An 18452-nucleotide genomic window follows, 5' to 3' on the forward strand; every position below is an offset into this window, starting at 1 on the left:
GCGCTTGTGGCGCGCTTGTCCGGGACGACACCGGTTGTCTAGCGCACGGCCACCCATACTAACGACCAACGTGAAACGGATGGGCATGCGCGGGGTTCTTCCCTAGTATCGGCGCGATTTCAAAACAGAAACTGCTGGGAGATAATAGATGAAATCAGCACTTTTGGCCGCAGCGGCGTCGGCCGCATTGCTTGCCGCGCCGGCCTCCGCCCAAGGCGTCAAGATCGGCATCCTCAACGACCAGTCCGGCGTCTATGCCGATTACGGCGGCAAATGGTCGGTCGAGGCGGCCAGGATGGCGATCGAGGATTTCGGCGGCGAGGTGCTCGGCCAGAAGATCGAGCTCGTCACCGCCGACCACCAGAACAAGCCGGACCTTGCAGCCTCGATCGCGCGGCGCTGGTACGACGTCGAGAACGTCGACATGATCACGGAACTGACGACCTCCTCGGTCGCGCTCGCGATCCATGAGCTCTCCAAGGAAAAGAAGAAGATCGACATCGTCGTCGGCGCCGCGACCTCGCGGCTGACAGGCGATGCTTGCCAGCCCTACGGCTTCCACTGGGCCTACGACACCCGCGCGCTCGGCGTCGGCACCGGCGGCGCGTTGACCAAGGCCGGTGGCGACACCTGGTTCTTCCTCACCGCGGATTACGCCTTCGGCTATGCGCTGGAGAAGGACACCAGCGAGATCGTCGCCGCCAACGGCGGCAAGGTGGTCGGCTCGGTGCGCGTGCCGCTCAACTCCTCGGACTTCTCCTCCTTCCTGCTGCAGGCGCAGAGCTCCAAGGCCAAGATCGTCGGCCTCGCCAATGCCGGCCTCGACACCACCAACTCGATCAAGCAGGCGTCCGAGTTCGGCATCGTCGCCAGTGGTCAGAAGCTCGCCGGCCTCCTGATGACGCTCGCCGAAGTGCACGGCCTCGGCCTGCAGGCCGCGCAGGGCCTGGTGCTGACGGAAGGCTTCTACTGGGACGTCAACGACAAGAGCCGCAATCTCGGCGAGCGCTTTCTCAAGCGCACCGGCCGGATGCCGAACATGATCCAGGCCGGCACCTATTCGGCGACGCTGAGCTATCTGAAGGCGGTCAAGGCCGCCGGCACCAAGGATCCGGATGCCGTCGCCAAGAAGCTGAAGGAGCTCCCGGTCGACGACGACTTCGCGCAAGGCGGCAAGGTGCTGGAGAACGGCCGCATGGTCCACGACATGTATCTGTTCGAGGTCAAGAAGCCCGCGGAGTCGAAGAAGCCCTGGGACTATTACAAGCTGCTCGCCACCGTCCCCGGCGACAAGGCCTTCTTCACCGCCAAGGAAAGCGGCTGCCCGCTGACGAAGTGAGGCCCTCGTGTCCCGGACGCGCTGCAGCGTGAAACGCTGCTGCGCAGAGCCGGGACCCACGCTTCGCCGGGCGCAGAGGCTCGACTGGGTCCCGGTTCAGCGGCGCAGCGTTGCACGCTGCACCGCGCCCGGGACACGAGCACGCACGATGCAGTGCTTCACTTCACCAGCCGCAACACCACCGCCCCCAGCGCTCCCACCCACAGCGCAAACGCCGCGAGGATCTGGATCGCAAAACCTGGGCCGCGCTTGGCCGCGGCCTTCGAATAGCCGATGAAATAGACGATGCGGCCGATGATCCAGACCGCGCCGAGCCCCGCGGCGATGGCGTCGCCGATATAGATCGCGAACAGCCACAGCGCCGGCAGGACGATCGGCAGCCATTCCAGCGTGTTCATCTGGATGCGGAAGGCACGGTCGAAATCCGGATGGCCCGACATCGCAGGCACCTTGACGCCGGTCTTGGTGCGTGCGCGCGAGACGTTGATGATGGTGAAGAAGTAAAATGCGATCGCCAGCAGGGTGACGAGGGCGGTGAGGTGATACATCGCGAGGTCCCTTTAGAGGTCGCGGCTTCAATAGCCGGTCATCTCGAGATAGCCAACACCGTCATGGCTTCCGGCAAAGCTGATCGGCCCTTCCCAATAGGCGAAGCCGGTCCCCATCCAGGCTTTCGGATTGAGCGGCTTGCACTGGATCGAGAACGATCGCGACGGGATCGCGATCTGCCATTCCACCGGCACCTTGCGTCCTGCGACCTCCGCCGCCGCCATCGGAATCATCTGGATGTCGCCACCCGCGATCATCTGCGTGTTGCCTGCCGCGTCGATCCAATTGCCGAACGGATGATTCTTGCCGTCCTTCTGCCGCAGCCGGTACAGCATCAGCTTGTCGCCTGACGACAGATGCAGCGACAGCCAGTCCCAGCCGGTCTGATCCGTGTCGAGCGGCTGGCTGCTCCATTCGCGGTCCATCCAGGCCTGGCCCGAGACACTGGCCGGCTTGTCGTCGATGGTGAGCGTGCCGCGGGCGCGGTAGAACGGCTGGCTGTAATAATAGGACGCCTGGCCGCGTTCGGACTTGCGGCTGTAGCCGCCGTCGCCCTGCAACACCACGGGACGGTCGGCCTCGAGCGTCAGCGCGTAGCTGAAGTCGGTGCCGGACGCTTTCAGCGTCAGCGGCGCCAGATTGCGATCGTCGGTGGGCTCGAGGCCCTTCATCTGCCAATCGTCGATCCAGGCATCGAACGGCTTTTCCGTGACCCCGGCCTGCCCCACGCCGCCGCGCGAAAATGTCTCGTTGAAGCGGTGGGTGTCGGCGCGCGTCACCGCGGCATGGGCCATCCACACCTGCTGATTGGCCCAGCCTTCGCGTTGCGGGCCCGGCTGCGCTGCCTGGCGGAACAGCGTCCATTGCAGGCCGCAAGCCGCACCTCGGCCGTCAACGAGGTTGGCCGTGAGATACCACCACTCGATGCGAAAATCCGGATGCGGCCCGTGATCGGCCGGAAAGGCAAACGGTCGTCCCGGCGTCACCTTCGCAAAGCTGTCCGCGGTCTCGCCGAGCCCGGCATAGCCTTGCGCAGCGGCGCGGCGCGCGAGCGCCAGCGCGGCGATGCCGCTGGCGAAGGCGCGGCGCGAGAGGCGATCAGCGCTCATTGGCAAACACCTTGACGAGGCTCGCCGGCTGCATCCGCGCCAGCCGCACCACCGGCAGGAGGGCCGCCAGCAGCGAGGCCAGCAGCGCCACCGCGACCAGCCCGATCAATTGCTCCGGAAACACATGGAACGGCAGCCGCCAGCCGAACGCCTTCACGTTCACGATCGCAATCAGGCACCATGCCACCACGAGGCCGAGCGGCACCGCCAGCAGCGCCGTGAACAGCGCCACCGACAGCGTCTTGGCCAGCTCGATCGCGGCAAGGCGCGGCCGCGTGATGCCGATCGCCCACAGCGGCGCGAGCTGCGGCAGGCGGGAATTCGCCAGCGTCAGCAGGCTCGTGAAGAGTGCGATCCCGGCGACACCCAGCGTGAAGGCGTTCAGCGCCGAGGTCACCGCAAAGGTGCGGTTGAAGATGCGGATCGATTCCGCCTTCACCGTCGCCTGGTCGGCGACGCTGCGGTCGTCGAGCGCGAACTGCTTCTGCAACGCCGCGATCAGGCCCGGGATGCTTTCCTTCGCGGCGATGAGGCCGATCCGCGTCTGCGGCGTCTGCGGAAATTGCCGGATCAGCGCCGCGACATTCACGGTCAGCTGTCCCCTTGGATTGCCGTAATCGGCATAGATGCCGACGATGTCGAGCTCCCAGGTCCCGCCAGCTGCCGGCACCGCGACGACGTCGCCGATGCGCACATTCAGGCGGCGGCTGAGCTGCTCGCTGATGAAGGCGGCGTTGCCGGGCACCAGCCGGGTCCAGGCCCGCGGCGCGGCGTCCAGCAGCGGCCAGCGCTCGCGATAGAGCACGTGGTCGGGCAGGCCGAGCAGTTCCACCGGCTGGCCCTCAAGCTGCGCCTCGGCGCGCCCGCCCGACAGGATCGCCTGCACGTCGCTGCGCTGCTTCAGCCAGTTGCGGATCGCGACACCTTGCGCGTTGTCGGAGGCGCTGATGTAGACGTCGGCGGCGAGCCGTCCGTTCAGCCAGCCGAGGAAGGTGCGGCTGAACGTCTCCACCATGGTGGACACCCCGACATTGACAGCGAGCGCCAGCAGCAGCGCCATCAGCGCCAGCGACAGGCCGGAGAGCTGCTGCCGGCTGTCCGCCCAGAACCACAGCGCCAGCGGTCTTCGCGCGGTACGTTGGCCTGCGAGCAGGAGGAGCTCGAGCAACGCCGGCAGGATCAGGGCCGCGCCGAGCATCAAGGCCGCCAGCAAGCCAAAGCCCGCGATCAGCGATTCGCCGTAGCGCAGCAGCAGCAGCGCGACCGCGAACACGGCGCCGGCCGCACAGCTTTGCAGAACCAGCCAGCGGCGCTGCCGCTGCTGCCACGCGCGCGGCTGCGCCGTCGCCAGCACTGGCATCGTGACCGCCTTGATCAGGCTGGTGGCCGCCGCGACCAGCGCGCCTGCAATGCTGATGCCGATGCCGGCGAGCCACCATTCGGGCCGCAAGCTGAGCTGCCCCGGGATCTGCGCGCCATAGAGCCCGCGCAGCGACGCCGCGACGTCAGGCAGCAACACGGCGGCAATGAAATAGCCGCACACGAGCCCGATCAAACCTGCGACCAGCGCCAATGCGACGAGCTCGACCACCAGCACGGTGTTGACGAGCCGCGCCGAGGCACCGCAGGCGCGCAGCGTCCGCAGCATCGGCAGCCGCTGCTCGAAGGCGAGGCCGACGGCCGAGTTGACGATGAAGAGGCCGACGAAGAACGACAGCAGGCCGAAGGCCGTGAGGTTGAGATGGAAGCTGTCGGTGAGGCGCTCCAGCTCGGTCTCCGCATTCGGCTCGATCAGCTGCAATTGGTCGCCGACAACGCTGGCCAGCGGCGCGGGCCTGCTCTTCGGCTTGCCGATCAGCAGCCGCGACAGCTGATCCGGCTTGTTCAGCAGGCGCTGGGCCACGCCGATATCGACCACCAGCACGCCGGGCGCGAGCTGGGGCAGCACGCGCAAGAGCGGCAGTTCTGCGCCGTCGCTGATCGCGGGCCTCGCGCCTTCCGGCGCCTGCAAGTCGGCCAGCGTCTCGCGCGCCACCAAGGTCTGGCCGGGCGGTGCCACGAAGCTGCTCAAATCCGCGGCGCCGAGGCGCGGCGCATTGCCGATTTCGGCCGGCAGCGTCACCGGCTCGATCCCGAGCAGCCGCACCGAGCGGCCGTTGATCTGGACCCGGCCTTCCAGTGCCGGTGACACCGGCCAGCCGGCGCGGCGGAGCTTTACGAAAAGATCCTGCGGGAAAGTTGCCGCATGCGGTGCCACCAGCATTGCGGTGCGGGTGCCGCCGAATGTCGCCGCGGCGCGGTCATAGGCGGTGCGGGCCTGCTGGTTGATGGCCTGCACGCCGCTCCACAGCGCGGTCGCCGCGATCAGCCCGATCAGAAGCGTCGCGAACTGCATCTTGTGACGTCGCCAATGGCTGAGCAGCACCGCAAGGATCCAGAGCGCACGTCTCATGCGATCCGCCCCGCATGCAGGGTGAGGTGGCGGTCGAGTGTTGCGGCCAGATGCAGGCTGTGCGTCACCATCAGGAAGCCGCAGCCGGTGCGCGCGACGAGGTCGCGCGCCAGCGCCAGCACGTCCTCGGCGGTGTCTTCATCCAGATTGCCGGTCGGCTCGTCCGCCAGCAGCAGCGAGGGCTTTGTCGCCAAGGCCCGGCCAATCGCGACCCGTTGCTGCTGACCTCCGGACAATTGCTCGGGATAGCGCTTCAGGAGTGATCCAAGCCCGAGTCGTTCGGTCAGCTCGTTGGTCCAGGCTGCATCGTGACGGCCGGCGATCCGCGCCTGAAACACCAGATTGTCCGCAACCGAAAGACTCGGGATCAGGTTGAACTGCTGAAAAACCAGGCCGATCCGGTCGCGCCGCAAGCTGGCGCGACCGGCATCGGAGAGCTTGGTCACTTCGACGTCCTCCAGCCGGATCGTGCCGCCGTCGGCGGCGTCCAACCCCGCGATCAGGTGCAGCAGCGTGCTCTTGCCGCTGCCGGACTCGCCGGTCAGTGCGACGCGTTCGCCCTTGCCGAGGTCGAGATCGACGCCGCGCAGCACATGGACCGGTTCGCCGGCCGAGGAGAAGGTCTTGGAAAGATTTCGGATGCTCAGCACGATGAATGGCGCCGGACGGAATGGGGACTTGTTGCGTAGCACACTTGCTGTGGAAATGCCGGGTTGCGTTGGTCTCGAAGCCGTTGTTAGCTTCCAAGACGGCCAAATCAAAAAAGTGCCAAAAAGACATGCGGGGAGAACGATGAGCGCTCAGGGAACGCCCGATGCGGCGGGCAGGACGGCAGGGCAGTCCAGGGATTCGGCGAAGCCAACGCCGAAGGGCGCCTGGACCGTCACCTTTCTCCTCTTTCTCTTCATGGTCGTGAACTTTGCGGACAAGATCGTCGTCGGCCTCGCCGGCGTGCCGATCATGACCGATCTGAAGCTCTCGCCGGAGCAGTTCGGCCTGCTCGGCTCCTCGTTCTTCTTCCTGTTCTCGATCGCCGCCATCGTGGTCGGCTTCATCGTCAACAAGGTGCCGACGCGCTGGGTGCTGCTGACGCTCGCGGTGATCTGGGCGCTGGCGCAGTTTCCGATGGTCGGCACCGTCTCCTTCACCACGCTCCTGATCTGCCGCATCGTGCTGGGCGCCGGCGAAGGCCCGGCCTTCTCTGTCGCCGCGCACGCCATCTACAAATGGTTCCCCGACGAGAAGCGCACGCTGCCGACCGCGATCCTGTCGCAGGGCTCGGCCTTCGGCGTCATCCTGGCCGTGCCGGCGCTGAACTGGATCATCGTCAATCATTCCTGGCACTATGCCTTCGGCGCGCTCGGAATCGTCGGCCTGATCTGGGTTGCGGCCTGGCTCGTGCTCGGCAAGGAAGGGCCGCTGGAGGACACGCAGGTCCTCGCCGAGACCGAGCAGAAAATTCCCTACTTGCAGCTTCTGACCTCGCGCACCTTCATCGGCTGCGTCGCCGCGACCTTCGGTGCCTATTGGGCGCTGTCGCTCGGCCTGACTTGGTTCACGCCGTTCATCGTCAAGGGCCTCGGCTTCTCGCAGAGCCAGGCCGGCTTCGTCTCGATCCTGCCCTGGGTGTTCGGCGCCACCATCGTCATCCTCACCGGCTGGATCTCGCAGGTGATGATGGCGCGCGGCTACAACACGCGCGTCGCACGCGGCGTGCTCGGCTCGGTGCCGCTGGTGATCGGTGGGCTGGTTCTGGCGATGATGCCGCATGTTCAGGGTGCAGGCCTGCAGATCGCACTGCTGGTGGTCGGCTCGGGCCTGTGCGGCGCGATCTATGTCGTCTGCCCGCCGATGCTCGGCGAGTTCACGCCGACCTCGCAGCGCGGCGCCATCCTCGCGATCTACGGTGCGCTGTACACGCTGGCCGGCGTCATCGCGCCGGCCGTGATGGGCGCGACGATCCAGCGCGCCGGCAGCACGCTCGACGGCTACATGTCCGGCTTCACCATCAACGCCGTGATCATGGTCGGCTCCGGTCTGCTCGGCCTGCTGCTGCTGTGGCCGAACACGGAGAGGGCGAGGTTGACCCGTGGTGCCGCGGCACAGGCCAGCGCGCTGAAGGGCGCGGTGTCGCCGACGTAAAGGTGGCGGCGGCGTGGCGAACGCTGCCGGCCACAATCACAGTCGTCCCGGCCATTCCAGGGCAATTGCATTTGAACTTTGCAGAGGTCGTCATGCCCGGGCTGTCCCGGGCATCCACGTTCTTTGTGTGGATAAGCGTGGATGGCCGGGACAAGCCCGGCCATGACGCTGCCGCGCGCGCAATTGCGCACCAGGCGGGGACGACAGTTGAATTCGTAGCGCTACCGGCCGCTCAATTGGCAGGAGCCTGCCGCTTCCGCTCCGTGAACGGCGACAGCACCACCGTCGCCACCATGAAGATCACGGACGCGCCGAACACCCAGTGCGGCGCGCTCTGGTCCATGATCCAGCCGAACAGCAGCGGCGAGACGATGCCGCCGAGATTGAAGCCGGTGGAGACGATGCCGAAGGCGCGCCCCGCGGCGCCCGCCGGCGCGGCATTGCGCACCAGCATGTCGCGCGACGGGGCGATCACGCCGGAGAGGAAGCCCGCGACCGTCATCGCCGCGGTCAAAGCCCAGCCGGGCAGCGTCATCAGCGCGATCAGCAGCACGATCGCCGCGTTCACGGCAAAGCAGGCCGCCGCGACATAGCCGTGGCGTTCGGTGTGGTCGGCGAGGAAGCCGCCGGCGAGCACGCCGGCGGCGCTGGCGCCGAGGAATGCCGTCAGCATGACGTTGGCTGCCGAATAGGACGTGCCGTAGCCGCTCATCAGCGCGACGACGCCGAAATTGTTGATGCCGGCGACGGACAGGCTGAGCAGCATGAACAGCGCCGTCAGCGTGATCAGCGCCGGGGTGATGACCGCCTGCTTCGGCGTGTTCTCCGCGCCCGGCTTTGTCTTGCTGGCGCCGGCGTCGGGAATGTTCATGACGAGCAGCAGTAGCGCCACCAGAATGCCGATCGCGCCCGACGCGATCAGCGCGCCGACGCCGCCGGACACGGCGACGAGCGCCGCCACGATCGCCGGCGCCACCGCGCCGCCGAGAAAGCCGGCAAAGGTGTGGATCGAGAAGGCGCGGCCCATCCGCGCCTCGTCCATGTGCGCGGCCAGGATGGCGTAGTCCGCGGGATGATAGACACTGTTGGCGAGGCCCAGCAGCACGGCGCAGGCAATCAGCGAGACATAGCTGAGATGCAGGCCGAGCAGGATCAGCGCGAAGCCGCCCAGCGTGAGGCCGATCAGCAGGATCCTGCGCGCGCCAAAATGATCGACGAGATAGCCGGTCGGCGCCTGCGTTAGTCCGGACACCACCGCGAAGACGGTGAGTGCGAAGCCGAGCTCGATATAGCCGACGCCGAGCTGCGCTTTGAGAAACGGAAACAGCATCGGCAGGACCAGCAGATGAAAATGGCTGACCCAATGCGCGATCGAGATTCCCGTCAGCGTGCGCAGTGCGCTGTCCGCCTTGCCTTGCTGCGGTGCGGCGAGAACGTCGACCATTGCAGTTCCGTCTGACTTCCTTCGGGATGCGGAAACTATCGAAGGGCGGTTATTTGTCCATGAACGCAAGCGCATGGCAGGTAGGGCGGGCGCGGAGTGACGACGCCGAGGTGCCTCCAGTCGTCCCTGCCGAGTGCGCAATTGCGTACTACGCAGGGACGACGTCGGAGTATGGGACTAAGACCTCACAACGGCTCGTCATCCAAACCATAACGGTCGCGCTTCGGCGTTGCGATGTCGCCGTCTTCGTAATCGTCGTCGTCGATGTCGGGCGGCAGCGGCTTCTTCGCCTTGCTGTCCGCCGGTTTCTCGTCGGCGGTCTTGGGCGGCGCGCTCGGCTTGGCGGTCTTGCTCATGGTTGGTCCCGGATGGTGATGCTGCATCCGATCCTAGTCCGAATATGTGGGCGGTTGCTGACCTATCTCAAGAAGCCCCGTGGGGCCGTCAGTGCACGAGCGGCCCGCCGGCCTTCTTCCAGGCATCCAGGCCGCCGGCGATGTGCGCCGTATTGGCAAGGCCGGCCTCCTTCGCCGCCGCCACCGCCATCGCCGAGCGTTCGCCGAAGGCGCAGAAGAACACGATGCGGCGGCCGGTGGCGGCTGCGACCTCGCGCAGCATGCCGCCGGGCTTGAGGCTCTCCTCCACCGACTGATACGGCGCGTGCAGTGCGCCTTCGAGCATGCCGTGCTTGGCGCGCTCGTTGCCCTCGCGCAGATCGACCAGCAGGATATCCGGCCGGCCGAGACTGCGGATCGCTTCAGTCGCACTGAGCGCGCGGCCCTCCTTCTCCAGCTCCTCCTGATGCAGGCCGACATGCATGTTGGCGGGCACCGCCACGTCCATCATCTTCGGATTCGGCAGCTTCAGATTGGCCATCAGCTCGATATATTCGTCGACCGAGCGCACCTGGAGCCTGGGATTGTAGCGCTTCTCCTCGCCGATGGTGGAGACGGTGTCGCCCTTGTAGTCGTGCGCCGGGAACACCATCGTCTCGTCCGGCAGCTTCAGCAGCCGGTTGAAGATCGAATCGTACTGCGCGCGCGAAGAGCCGTTCTGGAAATCGGTGCGGCCGGTGCCGCGGATCAGGAGCGTGTCGCCGGTGAAGACGCGATCGCCCATCAGATAGGAATAGGAATCGTCGGTGTGGCCGGGCGTGTACATCACGTCGAGCGACAGGCCCTCGATCGTCACCTTGTCGCCGTCGGCGACCCGCATCGCCACCACGTCGGCCTTGGTCTGGTCGCCCATCACGGTCATGCAATGGGTGCGGTCGCGCAGCTCGCCGAGTCCGGTGACGTGGTCGGCATGCAGATGGGTATCGACCGCCTTGACCAGCTTGAGGTCGAGCTCGCGCAGCAATTGGCAGTAGCGGTCGACCTTCTCCAGCACGGGATCCAGGATCAGCGCCTCGCCGCCGGAGCGGCTGGCAAGGAGATAACTGTAGGTGCCCGAGACGCTGTCGAAGAGCTGGCGGAAGATCATGGCAGGAAGTCCGGCAGTGGAACTGGTGTCGAGGAATTCTACTACGATCCGGGCTGAAAAGAGAAGCAATTCACTGTACGGAGAGGAAAATTGAGAAGATCCTTATCACGAGGCTAGCTGTCATTCCGGGGCGGCTCGAAGAGCCGAACCCGGTATCTCGAGATTCCGGGTTCGATGCTTCGCATCGCCCGGGAATGACAGTGGCTTCGCTATGGCCTCACGACCGTGTATCCGTTCTCCGCCAGAAACAGGATCTGCCCGACGCCGACCTGCACCGGCGTTGCCGCGGGAATGAATTCCGGCCGCTTGCCGGTCTCGCGCTCGATCGTGTCCACCGTGTTGAGGCAGATGTCGAACCGCACGCCCTGCGCGATCAGGCTCTCGACCTGTTTGCGGCGCTCGCTGCCTGACAGCAGGAGGTCGATGCCCGGGCCGAACGCCACCACTTCGAGCGCGATCTTGTCGGGGGCGTAGGCCTTCAGCAGATTGTTGGCGACGCTGAGCACCAGTGCTTGCTTCCTGGCATCGCCATCGGAGAGCTGCAGCACGATTCTGTGCTCGGCGAATGGCTTGTCCTGGAGCGGCACCTGTTGCGCCGAGGCCGGCGGGACGGCGAAGGCGAGCAGCGCCAGCATCAGCGCGGACAGGATCTGCGCGCGCCTCATCCCTGCCCCGCGATGCCTGGATTGTCGTCGACCCCCTTGAGGGTGACCCCGGAGCCGAGCCGCTCCTGAAACATCCGGCCCGAGCGCAGATATTTGCCGACGACGTCCCACACCGGCGCGCCTTGCTGGCCGGTGACCGAAGCCCAGCCTGCGACCTTGTAGCGATGGCCGGCGCTGATCGCCTTGCCAGTATGGATTCTCAGATCCGAGATGCGGCTGCCGATCGCGGCGGTCGGGGTGCAGGTGTAGCTGAGCCCGCCGGCGCGCACCATGTCGCCGCCCTGCTGGTAGTAGGGATCGGCGTTGAAGAGGTTGTCGCAGATGTCCTCGAGCACGTCCTTGATCTGGGCGCCCGTCATCTCCTGCACATAGGTCTCGGGATAGGTGATCGCGGTCTCCGCGAGCAGATCCTCCATGGTCAGCGCCTGGCCGGACAGTGCGGTGACGCCCCAGCGGAAGCCCGGCGACAGCGCGATCTCGGTGTCGAGCTCGGTGCGGAGCGCGGTGCAGATCAGCTCGTCGACCGGTCCGGAGAAATTGCCGCGGCGATAGAGCAGGCGGTCGGGCGTTGCGATCTTCTCCGACCAATCGGTCACATGCGGCGCGCGCAGCCGGCCGATCAGCTCGGCCATGGCCGGATCGGGCTTCAGCAGCTCGGAATAGACCGGCAGCAGATGATAATGAACGTCGCTGACCTTGCCCTTGTCGATGGCGAGATCGAGCACGCCGAGGAATTTTCCGTTGGAGCCGGCATTGGTGACGAGCGTGATGCCGCCGGCGTTCTTCACCGCAATCGGCTGCGGCACGGCATCATGGGTGTGGCCGCCGAGAATGACATCGATGCCGGTGACGCGGCTTGCCAGCTTGAGGTCGACGTCCATGCCGTTGTGCGACAGCAGGATGACCGCATCGACCTTGTCGGTGCCACGCAAGGCATCGACATGTTTCTGCAATTCCTCCTCGCGGATGCCGAAGGTCCAGTCCGGCGTGAACCGCTTCGGGTGCGCGATCGGCACGTAAGGGAAGGCCTGGCCGACGATCGCGACCCGATGGCCGCCGATCTCCTTGATCATCGACGGCTTGAACACGCGCCCCGTGGCTTTGTCGAAGGCGGGGGCGTCGTTGAACGCGGCTTCCTCAGTCAGGAAGACGTTCTGCGCCAGGAATTCGCCCTTGAAGCGCTCGAGATTGTCGCGCAGCGCCTGCTCGCCATAGGTGAACTCCCAATGTCCGGTCATCGCTTCGATGCCGAGCAGGTTGGCGACCTCGACCATGTCGCGGCCCTGCATGACATTGGCAAGCCCGGTGCCTTGCCAGAGATCGCCGCCGTCGACGAGCAGCGAACGTTGCTCGCCGACGTCGCCGCGCAGGCGGTCGACCAGCGTCTTCAGATGGGCAAAGCCGCCGAGCTTGCCGAAGCGGCCTGCCGACTTCTCGAATTCGACACAAGTGAAGGCATAGGCATCGGCGCTGTCGGAGCGGATGCCGAACCGCTCCAGGAAGGCGCGGCCGACCAGATGAGGCGGCCGTCCGGCCATCTCGCCGATGCCGATATTGACGCTCGGCTCGCGGAAATAAACCGGGTTCAGCTGCGCATGCGCGTCGGTGATGTGCAGGATGCGTGCATTGCCGAACCGCTCGAGGTCGTAGATGCCAGCGGTCTCGGCACCACGCGCGAGCCGCGGCAGACCGAGCGATGCGGCGGCAAGGCCTGCAGACTTCAGGAAATCGCGGCGGCGGATCGCCATCCAAAAATTCTCCGCGCCCTCAATGGTCGCAAGACTGGTCCAGTTGAGGCCAGTCTAGCGGATTTCCATCGCCTTCCAGGCTTCTTTTTCAGACGTCGCCTGGAAGATCGACGCCTTTGCCAGCGCCTCGGCCTCCTTGGCTGCGGCGATGGCGCGGTCGAAGTCGCCGCCATCGGCCGCTTTCCTGGCCGCGGCCAGCATTGCGACGGTCACGGTCCACTGGTTGCGCAAGCCGGCAGCCTCCTTCGATGCGGCTTCGGCGGCGGTGTACGCCGCCTTGTAGTCCGCTTCGCTCGCCGCGCGCGCCGTGGCGGTGAGGTCGAGCGCGAGCAGCATGGCGAGAGCAAGTGTCCGCTTCATGGCCGCGCTCCCGGGCCCGATATCGGCAGGCCGTTGGCGACGTAGGACAGGAAATATTCGACGTCGCGGTATTCGTCCGCCTGCGGCTCCAGCGGAACCGCGCGGGTCTGGCTGTTGCAGGTGACGAAGCGGCGGCTGGTCGTGCCCATGCCGCTCCATTCGGAGCGGTAGATCGGCATCGCGTTCACGATGCCGAGCGCCGGCGCCAGGATCTCGGCGCGGATGCGCTCGCCCGGGCTCTGCACATGGCAGCTGGCGCAGGAGAAGTTCATCTGGCCGCGGCGGGTGTAGAAATAGCGCTTGCCGTTCTCGAAGGCTGCGAGCGCGCGCGGATCGTCGGGGATCTTGATGTCCATCGGCTTGCCGCGCGAGGTGTAGGCCATGTACGCGGTCAGCGAGGCCATCTCGTCCTTGACGTAGGAATAGGGCGCTTCCCCATTGGCCTCGCGGCAGCGGTTGAGCGCGAGCTCCAGCGTGATGACCTTGCCTTCCCCAGTGTCGAAATAGGGATAGTTCTGGCGGACGCCGATACCGCCGTTCGGGAAGCAGTCGGCATAGGTCTTGCCGTTCTTGAACGGCGTCGCAAACATCTCCTTGCCGGCCTCAAGCGCGAACTCGTAGGGCGGAAATTCCTCCTTCTCCTGCCACTGCCGCTTCAAATCGGCGTTCATGGAGTACGGGCCGTTGACGAAGTCCTCGTGCTTCACGTCAGGAAACTTCCGGAAGAAGAAGTTCCGGAACGCCTTGGCGTCGGCCACGGGATCGACCTTGTCGGCCGCGACGACGCGCGGAGCGGCGAGGGCGAACGCAACGAGCGCGGCGCCGAGCGAGCCAAGCAGCAGGGCAGACCGGGTCTTCATCACGCGATCTTCGCGGTGGTCGTATCCGAGCCACCCTTGTTGTCGGTCCAGGAGATCTTGAGCTCGTCGCCCTTCTTGGCGCCCTTGAAGCTGAACTTCACATAGGGGTCCTTGGAGACCGCGGTGCCCCAATCGGCGACGAAGACGTCCTTGCCGTTCCATTCGAATTTCAGCTGCTGGATGAAGTGCGCGGGGATCAGCTCGCCCTTGGGATCCTTCACCAGGCCGGTATCCATGGGATGCTGGATCAGCGCCTGCACCTCGGTGATGTCGCCGTTGGATGTTGCGCGCACGCGAATGCTTGATGCCATCGGACCGATCCTCCTAGCCGCCGCAGCCGCCGACGGTGACCTTCACTTCCTTGGTCGCGCTGTAGAGCTTGCCGTCGGCCTCGACGATGGCGACCAATTTAGTGGTCTTGGCCATCTTCAGCCGGTTGGCGACGGCCGGAATCGTGCCCTCGGCGATCTTGTAGGACGCCGCGAGCGCGTACGGGTTCTCGGCCACGAGGAACGAGATCGAGCTCACCTTGTCGAGCGTCGTCGTCACCGACACCGGCACGACGCCGCCGTTCTCGGCGATCTCAGGCGCATCGAGCTTGACCTTGTCAGAGGGCTCGGCGGTCTTGCCGTAGAGCGCCTTGATCGCGTCGGCCTCGTGCTTCTGCTTGAAGGCCTCTTCCGGATATTTGTCGTTGGCCGCGGCGCGCGCGGCGCCGAACGGCAGATTGCCAAGGCCGAGCAGTGCGACGGAGGCCGCGCCCTGAAGGATCAGGCGCCGTGTCGCAAGGGGGCCGGTGGTCATGGTCATCTCTGGTCTCCTGGCAGCCGGCCGTTACAGGGTCTGCAGGAAATCAACGATCGCGCTGATCTCCTGCTCGGTCAAAATCCGGTTGCGGCCGAACGGCGGCATCATGGTCTGCGGATTGCGCTTGGTCTCGTCGAAGATGATCGCGGTCAGCTCGTTGCGGTCGGGATACTTGGCCTTGAGGTCCTTCAGCTCCGGACCGATCGTTCCCGGCAGGTCGCCGCCTTTGATGACGTGGCAGGTCAGGCAATTGCCCTTGCCGCGGTCGAACGCGAGCTTTTGGCCGTCGGCCACACTGGATTGCGCCCGTGCCGCAGCCGTGCCGGCGCAGAGGACCAGCGCCACCAGGATGGCAGGCTTGCAGGGAAAAGCGGTCAAGGCATCGTCCCGAGCGTTATGTCGATGATCTCATTTGTGGAAATATATAGCGCGTTCCAAAGCACAAAGGGCATCGCCTGACAATCAAGACTATGCACGCGGCAAAATGGAGTTAATATCCTCCGCATTGCAACCCATGAGATAGTTCGTTCATCCAATAGGGCGGCACTAGCAAATTATTCTAGGGCGTTTGGCCCTCGGGCCTTTCCTTTTCTGTTCGCATATTTTGGGGATCTCGCTTGGCTGAATATGTCGTCGAGTTTGGCAGGGATGGTGGACGGGTCGAGCCGGATGGGCGGCTCGACGCGCCGGCGTTCCATCGCAATCACGTGCCGATCTGGGCGGCGCTGGAACAGCAACTCGCTGGCCTGACCGGCAACGTGGTCGAGCTCGGCAGCGGAACAGGGCAGCACGTGGTCCATTTCGCCCGCCACACGCCCGGTCTGGTCTGGTGGCCGAGCGACCTCAATCAGCGCCATCTCAGGAGCATCGAGGCCTGGCGCGTCTATGCCGGCCTGCCGAACGTCCGTTCACCGCTGCGGATCGATCTCACCGATCCCGACTGGTGTCCCGAGATGAAGAGCGGGCAGGCGCCGACGAGCCTTGCCGCCGTGTTCTGCGCCAATGTCATCCACATCGCGCCCTGGGCCGTGGCCGAGGGCCTGTTCGCCGGCGCCGGCCGCTATCTGCGCGCCGACGGCAAGCTGTTCCTCTACGGTCCCTTCAAGCGCGACGGCAAGCACACCGCGCTCAGCAATGCGGTGTTCGACACCTCCTTGCGCGAAGGCAATCCCGAATGGGGCGTGCGCGACATCGGCGATGTCGAGACGCTCGCGACCGCCGTGGGCCTTCGCCTCGTTGATTCCATCGACATGCCCGCGAACAATCTGACGCTGGTGTTTGCGCGGTAGGAAGTCGTCATGCCCGGGCTTGTCCCGGGCATCCACGTTCTTCGTGCGAAAGGTAAGGCGTGGATGGCCGGGTCAAGCCCGGCCATGACGGCGCTAGCCTTCATCCCCCCACCCGATCTTCTCCTTCAGGAACCGGAAGCCGAGCACCTCGAATCCCGCGCGCTCCTTGTTGTCCTTGCCGTAGCCGTGACCGCCGGCGGCCGGCTCGTAGAACCAGGCTTCATAGCCCATCGCCTGCAGCTTCGCCGCCATCTTGCGCGCGTGGCCGGGATGGACGCGGTCGTCGCGTCGCGTGGTGGCGATCAGGATCGGCGGATAGGACTGACCGGCCCTCACGTTATGGTAGGCCGAGTAGGTCTTCAGCCAGTCCCATTCCTCGGGCTTGTCGGGATCGCCATATTCCGCGATCCAGCTCGCGCCCGCCAGCAGCCTGGTGTAGCGGCGCATGTCGATCAGCGGGATGGTGCAGAACAGCGCACCGAAGCGATCGGGATAGCGCACCAGCATGTTGGTGATGAGGATGCCGCCGTTCGAGCCGCCTTGCGCGGCGATGCGCTTCGCACTCGTCACGCCGCGGCGCACGAGATCGGCCGCGACCGCCGCGAAATCGTCGTGCGACAGCTTCTTGCCCGCGAGCCGCCCGGCATCGTGCCAGCGCGTGCCGAACTCGCCGCCGCCGCGCAAATTCGCCTGCACCGTCGTGCCGCCGCGCTCCAGCCACAGCTTGCCGAGCGAGGCATTGTAATAAGGCTTCACCGCAAGTCCGAAGCCGCCATAGGCACTCATATAGACCGGTGCATCGCCGATCTCCTTGGCGGGGCCGGTCTGCACATAGGGAATGCGCTCGCCGTCGATCGAGACCGCCTCGTGCTGCGTCACCACGAGACCGTCGGCGGTGAAGGTCTTCGGCGCCTGCTTCAGCACGATCGGGCTGGCGACGCCGCGTTCGAGCAACAGCAGCGACGGCGGCGTGAGCGGATCCTGCACGTTGGCGAGCAGATCGCCGTTGCTCTCGGATGGATGACGATCGAGCGGCCAGACATCGACGACGCCGATCTCAGGCAGGCCGGCAAGCGTTTCGCGGTTCCAGCCGGTCGCGGATGGCGTGCAGATCTCGAAGCGCGGACGCAGCTCGTCGAGGATCGACAGCACAAGCTTGCCCGCCGCCCAGAACAGGCCCTGCAGCGCGCGCCGCGGCGCCGGCTCGAACAGCACCGCGAAATCGCGGCTGCCGGCGAGGAACGCCGAGAGCGAGATGCCGAGCACGGTGTCGGTGGCGTAGGTCCGGCCCCCGGCCGTCCAGTCCTTGCGCAGCTTCATCGCGAACCAGTCGCCATGGGCCTGCAGCCAGATGCCGGTCGGCAGATCGAGCTTCGTCATGCTGCCGGCTGCGTCGCGCAGCCAGATCGCGTGATTGAAGAAATCGATCTGGTCGACGATCCAGACCCGCGGCTCAGGTCCGGTGTCGTCGGCCATGCCATGGATCACCATGTGCTCGGCAATGGTCTCGATGATCACCTCGGCTTGATCGACGGGCTGGCCGCGCCGCCACAGCCGGACCGTTCGAGCATAGCCCGAGCTCGTCGCCATGCCCTCGCCATGCGCGCTCGACAGCAGCAGCGTATCGGCATCGAGCCAGTCGAGGCCGCCCTTCGCCTCCGGCAGCGTAAAGCCATCCGTCACGAAGCTCTTCGTCGCCATGTCGAATTCCCGCAGCGTCACGGCGTCGCTGCCGCCGCGCGACAGGCTCAGGACCGCGCGCGAGCTTCCCGGCATGGTGGCGATCCCGCTGAGCAGCCAGTCCTCGCCTTCGCGCGCGGCGAGCTTGTCGATATCCAGCATGGTCTCCCACGCAGGCGTCGTCTTGCGAAACTCCGCAAGCGTGGTCCGCCGCCACAGGCCGCGCGGGTTGGCGGCATCCTTCCAGAGATTGTGCAGATCGGAGCCGCGCCGGGTGACATAGGGAATGTTGTCGGGCCGGTCGTAGATCGCAGCCAGGACGTCGCGGTCGTGCTCGTAGGCCTTGCCGCCGAACGCCTGCAGCGTCAGCTGATTCTGCCGCTCGACGAAATCGAGCGCCTGCTTGCCTTCGATCTCCTCCAGCCACAGGAAGGGATCGTCGTCGGGAGCTTGAAGCGTGGGCCTGTCGTCGACGGACATGAAGGAAACTCCCGGGAAAATCGCGGCGGATCAGATTTGATCGAGC

At 65.7% G+C, this 18452-nt stretch carries 18 protein-coding genes; 3 read left to right on the top strand and 15 right to left on the bottom strand.

Features of this window, described 5'->3' with window-relative positions:
- The first annotated feature begins 148 nt into the window (after nt 1-148).
- Nucleotides 149-1339, top strand: a complete 1191-nt coding sequence (locus K410_RS0105235) for an ABC transporter substrate-binding protein (protein WP_028133862.1) — start codon at nt 149-151, stop codon at nt 1337-1339.
- Nucleotides 1340-1497: 158 nt separating this feature from the next.
- On the opposite strand, the gene K410_RS0105240 is transcribed toward K410_RS0105235, so the two are convergent.
- Genes K410_RS0105240 through K410_RS0105255 form a run of 4 tightly spaced genes read right to left on the bottom strand, consistent with a single transcriptional unit; the run spans nt 1498 to nt 6099 of the window.
- A complete protein-coding gene (locus K410_RS0105240) occupies nt 1498-1887 on the bottom strand; it encodes an MAPEG family protein (protein WP_028133863.1) in 390 nt (129 codons plus the stop codon).
- A 27-nt stretch (nt 1888-1914) separates the two neighbouring features.
- Nucleotides 1915-2997 (bottom strand): lipocalin-like domain-containing protein, encoded by a 1083-nt coding sequence (locus K410_RS0105245; RefSeq protein ID WP_028133864.1) that lies wholly within the window; start codon nt 2995-2997, stop codon nt 1915-1917.
- Entirely contained in the window at nt 2987-5449 is a 2463-nt protein-coding gene (locus K410_RS0105250; protein WP_028133865.1) for an FtsX-like permease family protein, read from the bottom strand. Before K410_RS0105250 ends, K410_RS0105245 begins: the two co-directional genes overlap by 11 nt.
- Nucleotides 5446-6099 carry an ABC transporter ATP-binding protein gene (locus K410_RS0105255; protein WP_028133866.1) on the bottom strand — a complete coding sequence of 218 codons (654 nt, stop codon included), beginning with the start codon at nt 6097-6099 and terminating at the stop codon, nt 5446-5448. The genes K410_RS0105250 and K410_RS0105255 overlap by 4 nt, the downstream gene beginning before the upstream one ends.
- Nucleotides 6100-6241: 142 nt before the next feature.
- Between K410_RS0105255 and K410_RS0105260 the strand changes: the two genes are divergently transcribed.
- Nucleotides 6242-7591 (top strand): MFS transporter, encoded by a 1350-nt coding sequence (locus K410_RS0105260; RefSeq protein ID WP_028133867.1) that lies wholly within the window; start codon nt 6242-6244, stop codon nt 7589-7591.
- Nucleotides 7592-7823: 232 nt separating this feature from the next.
- Here the strand turns inward: K410_RS0105260 and K410_RS0105265 are convergent, their stop codons facing one another.
- The 10 genes from K410_RS0105265 to soxX all read right to left on the bottom strand — a co-directional run bounded on the left by K410_RS0105265 (nt 7824) and on the right by soxX (nt 15335).
- Nucleotides 7824-9035, bottom strand: a complete 1212-nt coding sequence (locus tag K410_RS0105265) for an MFS transporter (RefSeq protein ID WP_028133868.1) — start codon at nt 9033-9035, stop codon at nt 7824-7826.
- A gap of 185 nt (nt 9036-9220) precedes the next feature.
- Nucleotides 9221-9391: a hypothetical protein gene (locus K410_RS39255; RefSeq protein WP_063831407.1), complete on the bottom strand. Its 171-nt coding sequence runs from the start codon at nt 9389-9391 to the stop codon at nt 9221-9223.
- Nucleotides 9392-9479: 88 nt separating this feature from the next.
- On the bottom strand, nt 9480-10517 hold the full coding sequence (locus K410_RS0105275) for an MBL fold metallo-hydrolase (RefSeq protein ID WP_028133869.1): 1038 nt from the start codon (nt 10515-10517) through the stop codon (nt 9480-9482).
- Between the two features lie 209 nt (nt 10518-10726).
- Nucleotides 10727-11182: a DsrE family protein gene (locus tag K410_RS0105280; protein WP_028133870.1), complete on the bottom strand. Its 456-nt coding sequence runs from the start codon at nt 11180-11182 to the stop codon at nt 10727-10729.
- Nucleotides 11179-12930: a thiosulfohydrolase SoxB gene (soxB, locus tag K410_RS0105285; protein WP_028133871.1), complete on the bottom strand. Its 1752-nt coding sequence runs from the start codon at nt 12928-12930 to the stop codon at nt 11179-11181. Before soxB ends, K410_RS0105280 begins: the two co-directional genes overlap by 4 nt.
- Nucleotides 12931-12984: 54 nt before the next feature.
- Complete coding sequence (locus tag K410_RS0105290; RefSeq protein WP_028133872.1) at nt 12985-13290, bottom strand: hypothetical protein; 306 nt, start codon at nt 13288-13290, stop codon at nt 12985-12987.
- The gene (gene soxA / locus K410_RS0105295) at nt 13287-14150 is read right to left on the bottom strand and encodes a sulfur oxidation c-type cytochrome SoxA (protein ID WP_028133873.1); all 864 of its coding nucleotides are present in this window, start codon (nt 14148-14150) and stop codon (nt 13287-13289) included. The genes K410_RS0105290 and soxA overlap by 4 nt, the downstream gene beginning before the upstream one ends.
- Complete coding sequence (gene soxZ / locus K410_RS0105300; protein WP_028133874.1) at nt 14150-14461, bottom strand: thiosulfate oxidation carrier complex protein SoxZ; 312 nt, start codon at nt 14459-14461, stop codon at nt 14150-14152. Before soxZ ends, soxA begins: the two co-directional genes overlap by 1 nt.
- 13 nt (nt 14462-14474) lie before the next feature.
- Nucleotides 14475-14960: a thiosulfate oxidation carrier protein SoxY gene (soxY, locus tag K410_RS0105305; RefSeq protein WP_028133875.1), complete on the bottom strand. Its 486-nt coding sequence runs from the start codon at nt 14958-14960 to the stop codon at nt 14475-14477.
- 24 nt (nt 14961-14984) lie between these two features.
- Entirely contained in the window at nt 14985-15335 is a 351-nt protein-coding gene (gene soxX / locus K410_RS0105310; RefSeq protein WP_028133876.1) for a sulfur oxidation c-type cytochrome SoxX, read from the bottom strand.
- A gap of 239 nt (nt 15336-15574) precedes the next feature.
- On the opposite strand from soxX, the gene K410_RS0105315 reads away from it, so the two are divergent.
- On the top strand, nt 15575-16246 hold the full coding sequence (locus K410_RS0105315) for a DUF938 domain-containing protein (RefSeq protein WP_028133877.1): 672 nt from the start codon (nt 15575-15577) through the stop codon (nt 16244-16246).
- 93 nt (nt 16247-16339) lie between these two features.
- Here the strand turns inward: K410_RS0105315 and K410_RS0105320 are convergent, their stop codons facing one another.
- Complete coding sequence (locus tag K410_RS0105320; protein WP_028133878.1) at nt 16340-18406, bottom strand: prolyl oligopeptidase family serine peptidase; 2067 nt, start codon at nt 18404-18406, stop codon at nt 16340-16342.
- Nucleotides 18407-18452: the final 46 nt, after the last annotated feature.

It is taken from the genome of Bradyrhizobium sp. 22 (genome assembly GCF_000482425.1).
GTDB lineage: Bacteria > Pseudomonadota > Alphaproteobacteria > Rhizobiales > Xanthobacteraceae > Bradyrhizobium > Bradyrhizobium japonicum_B.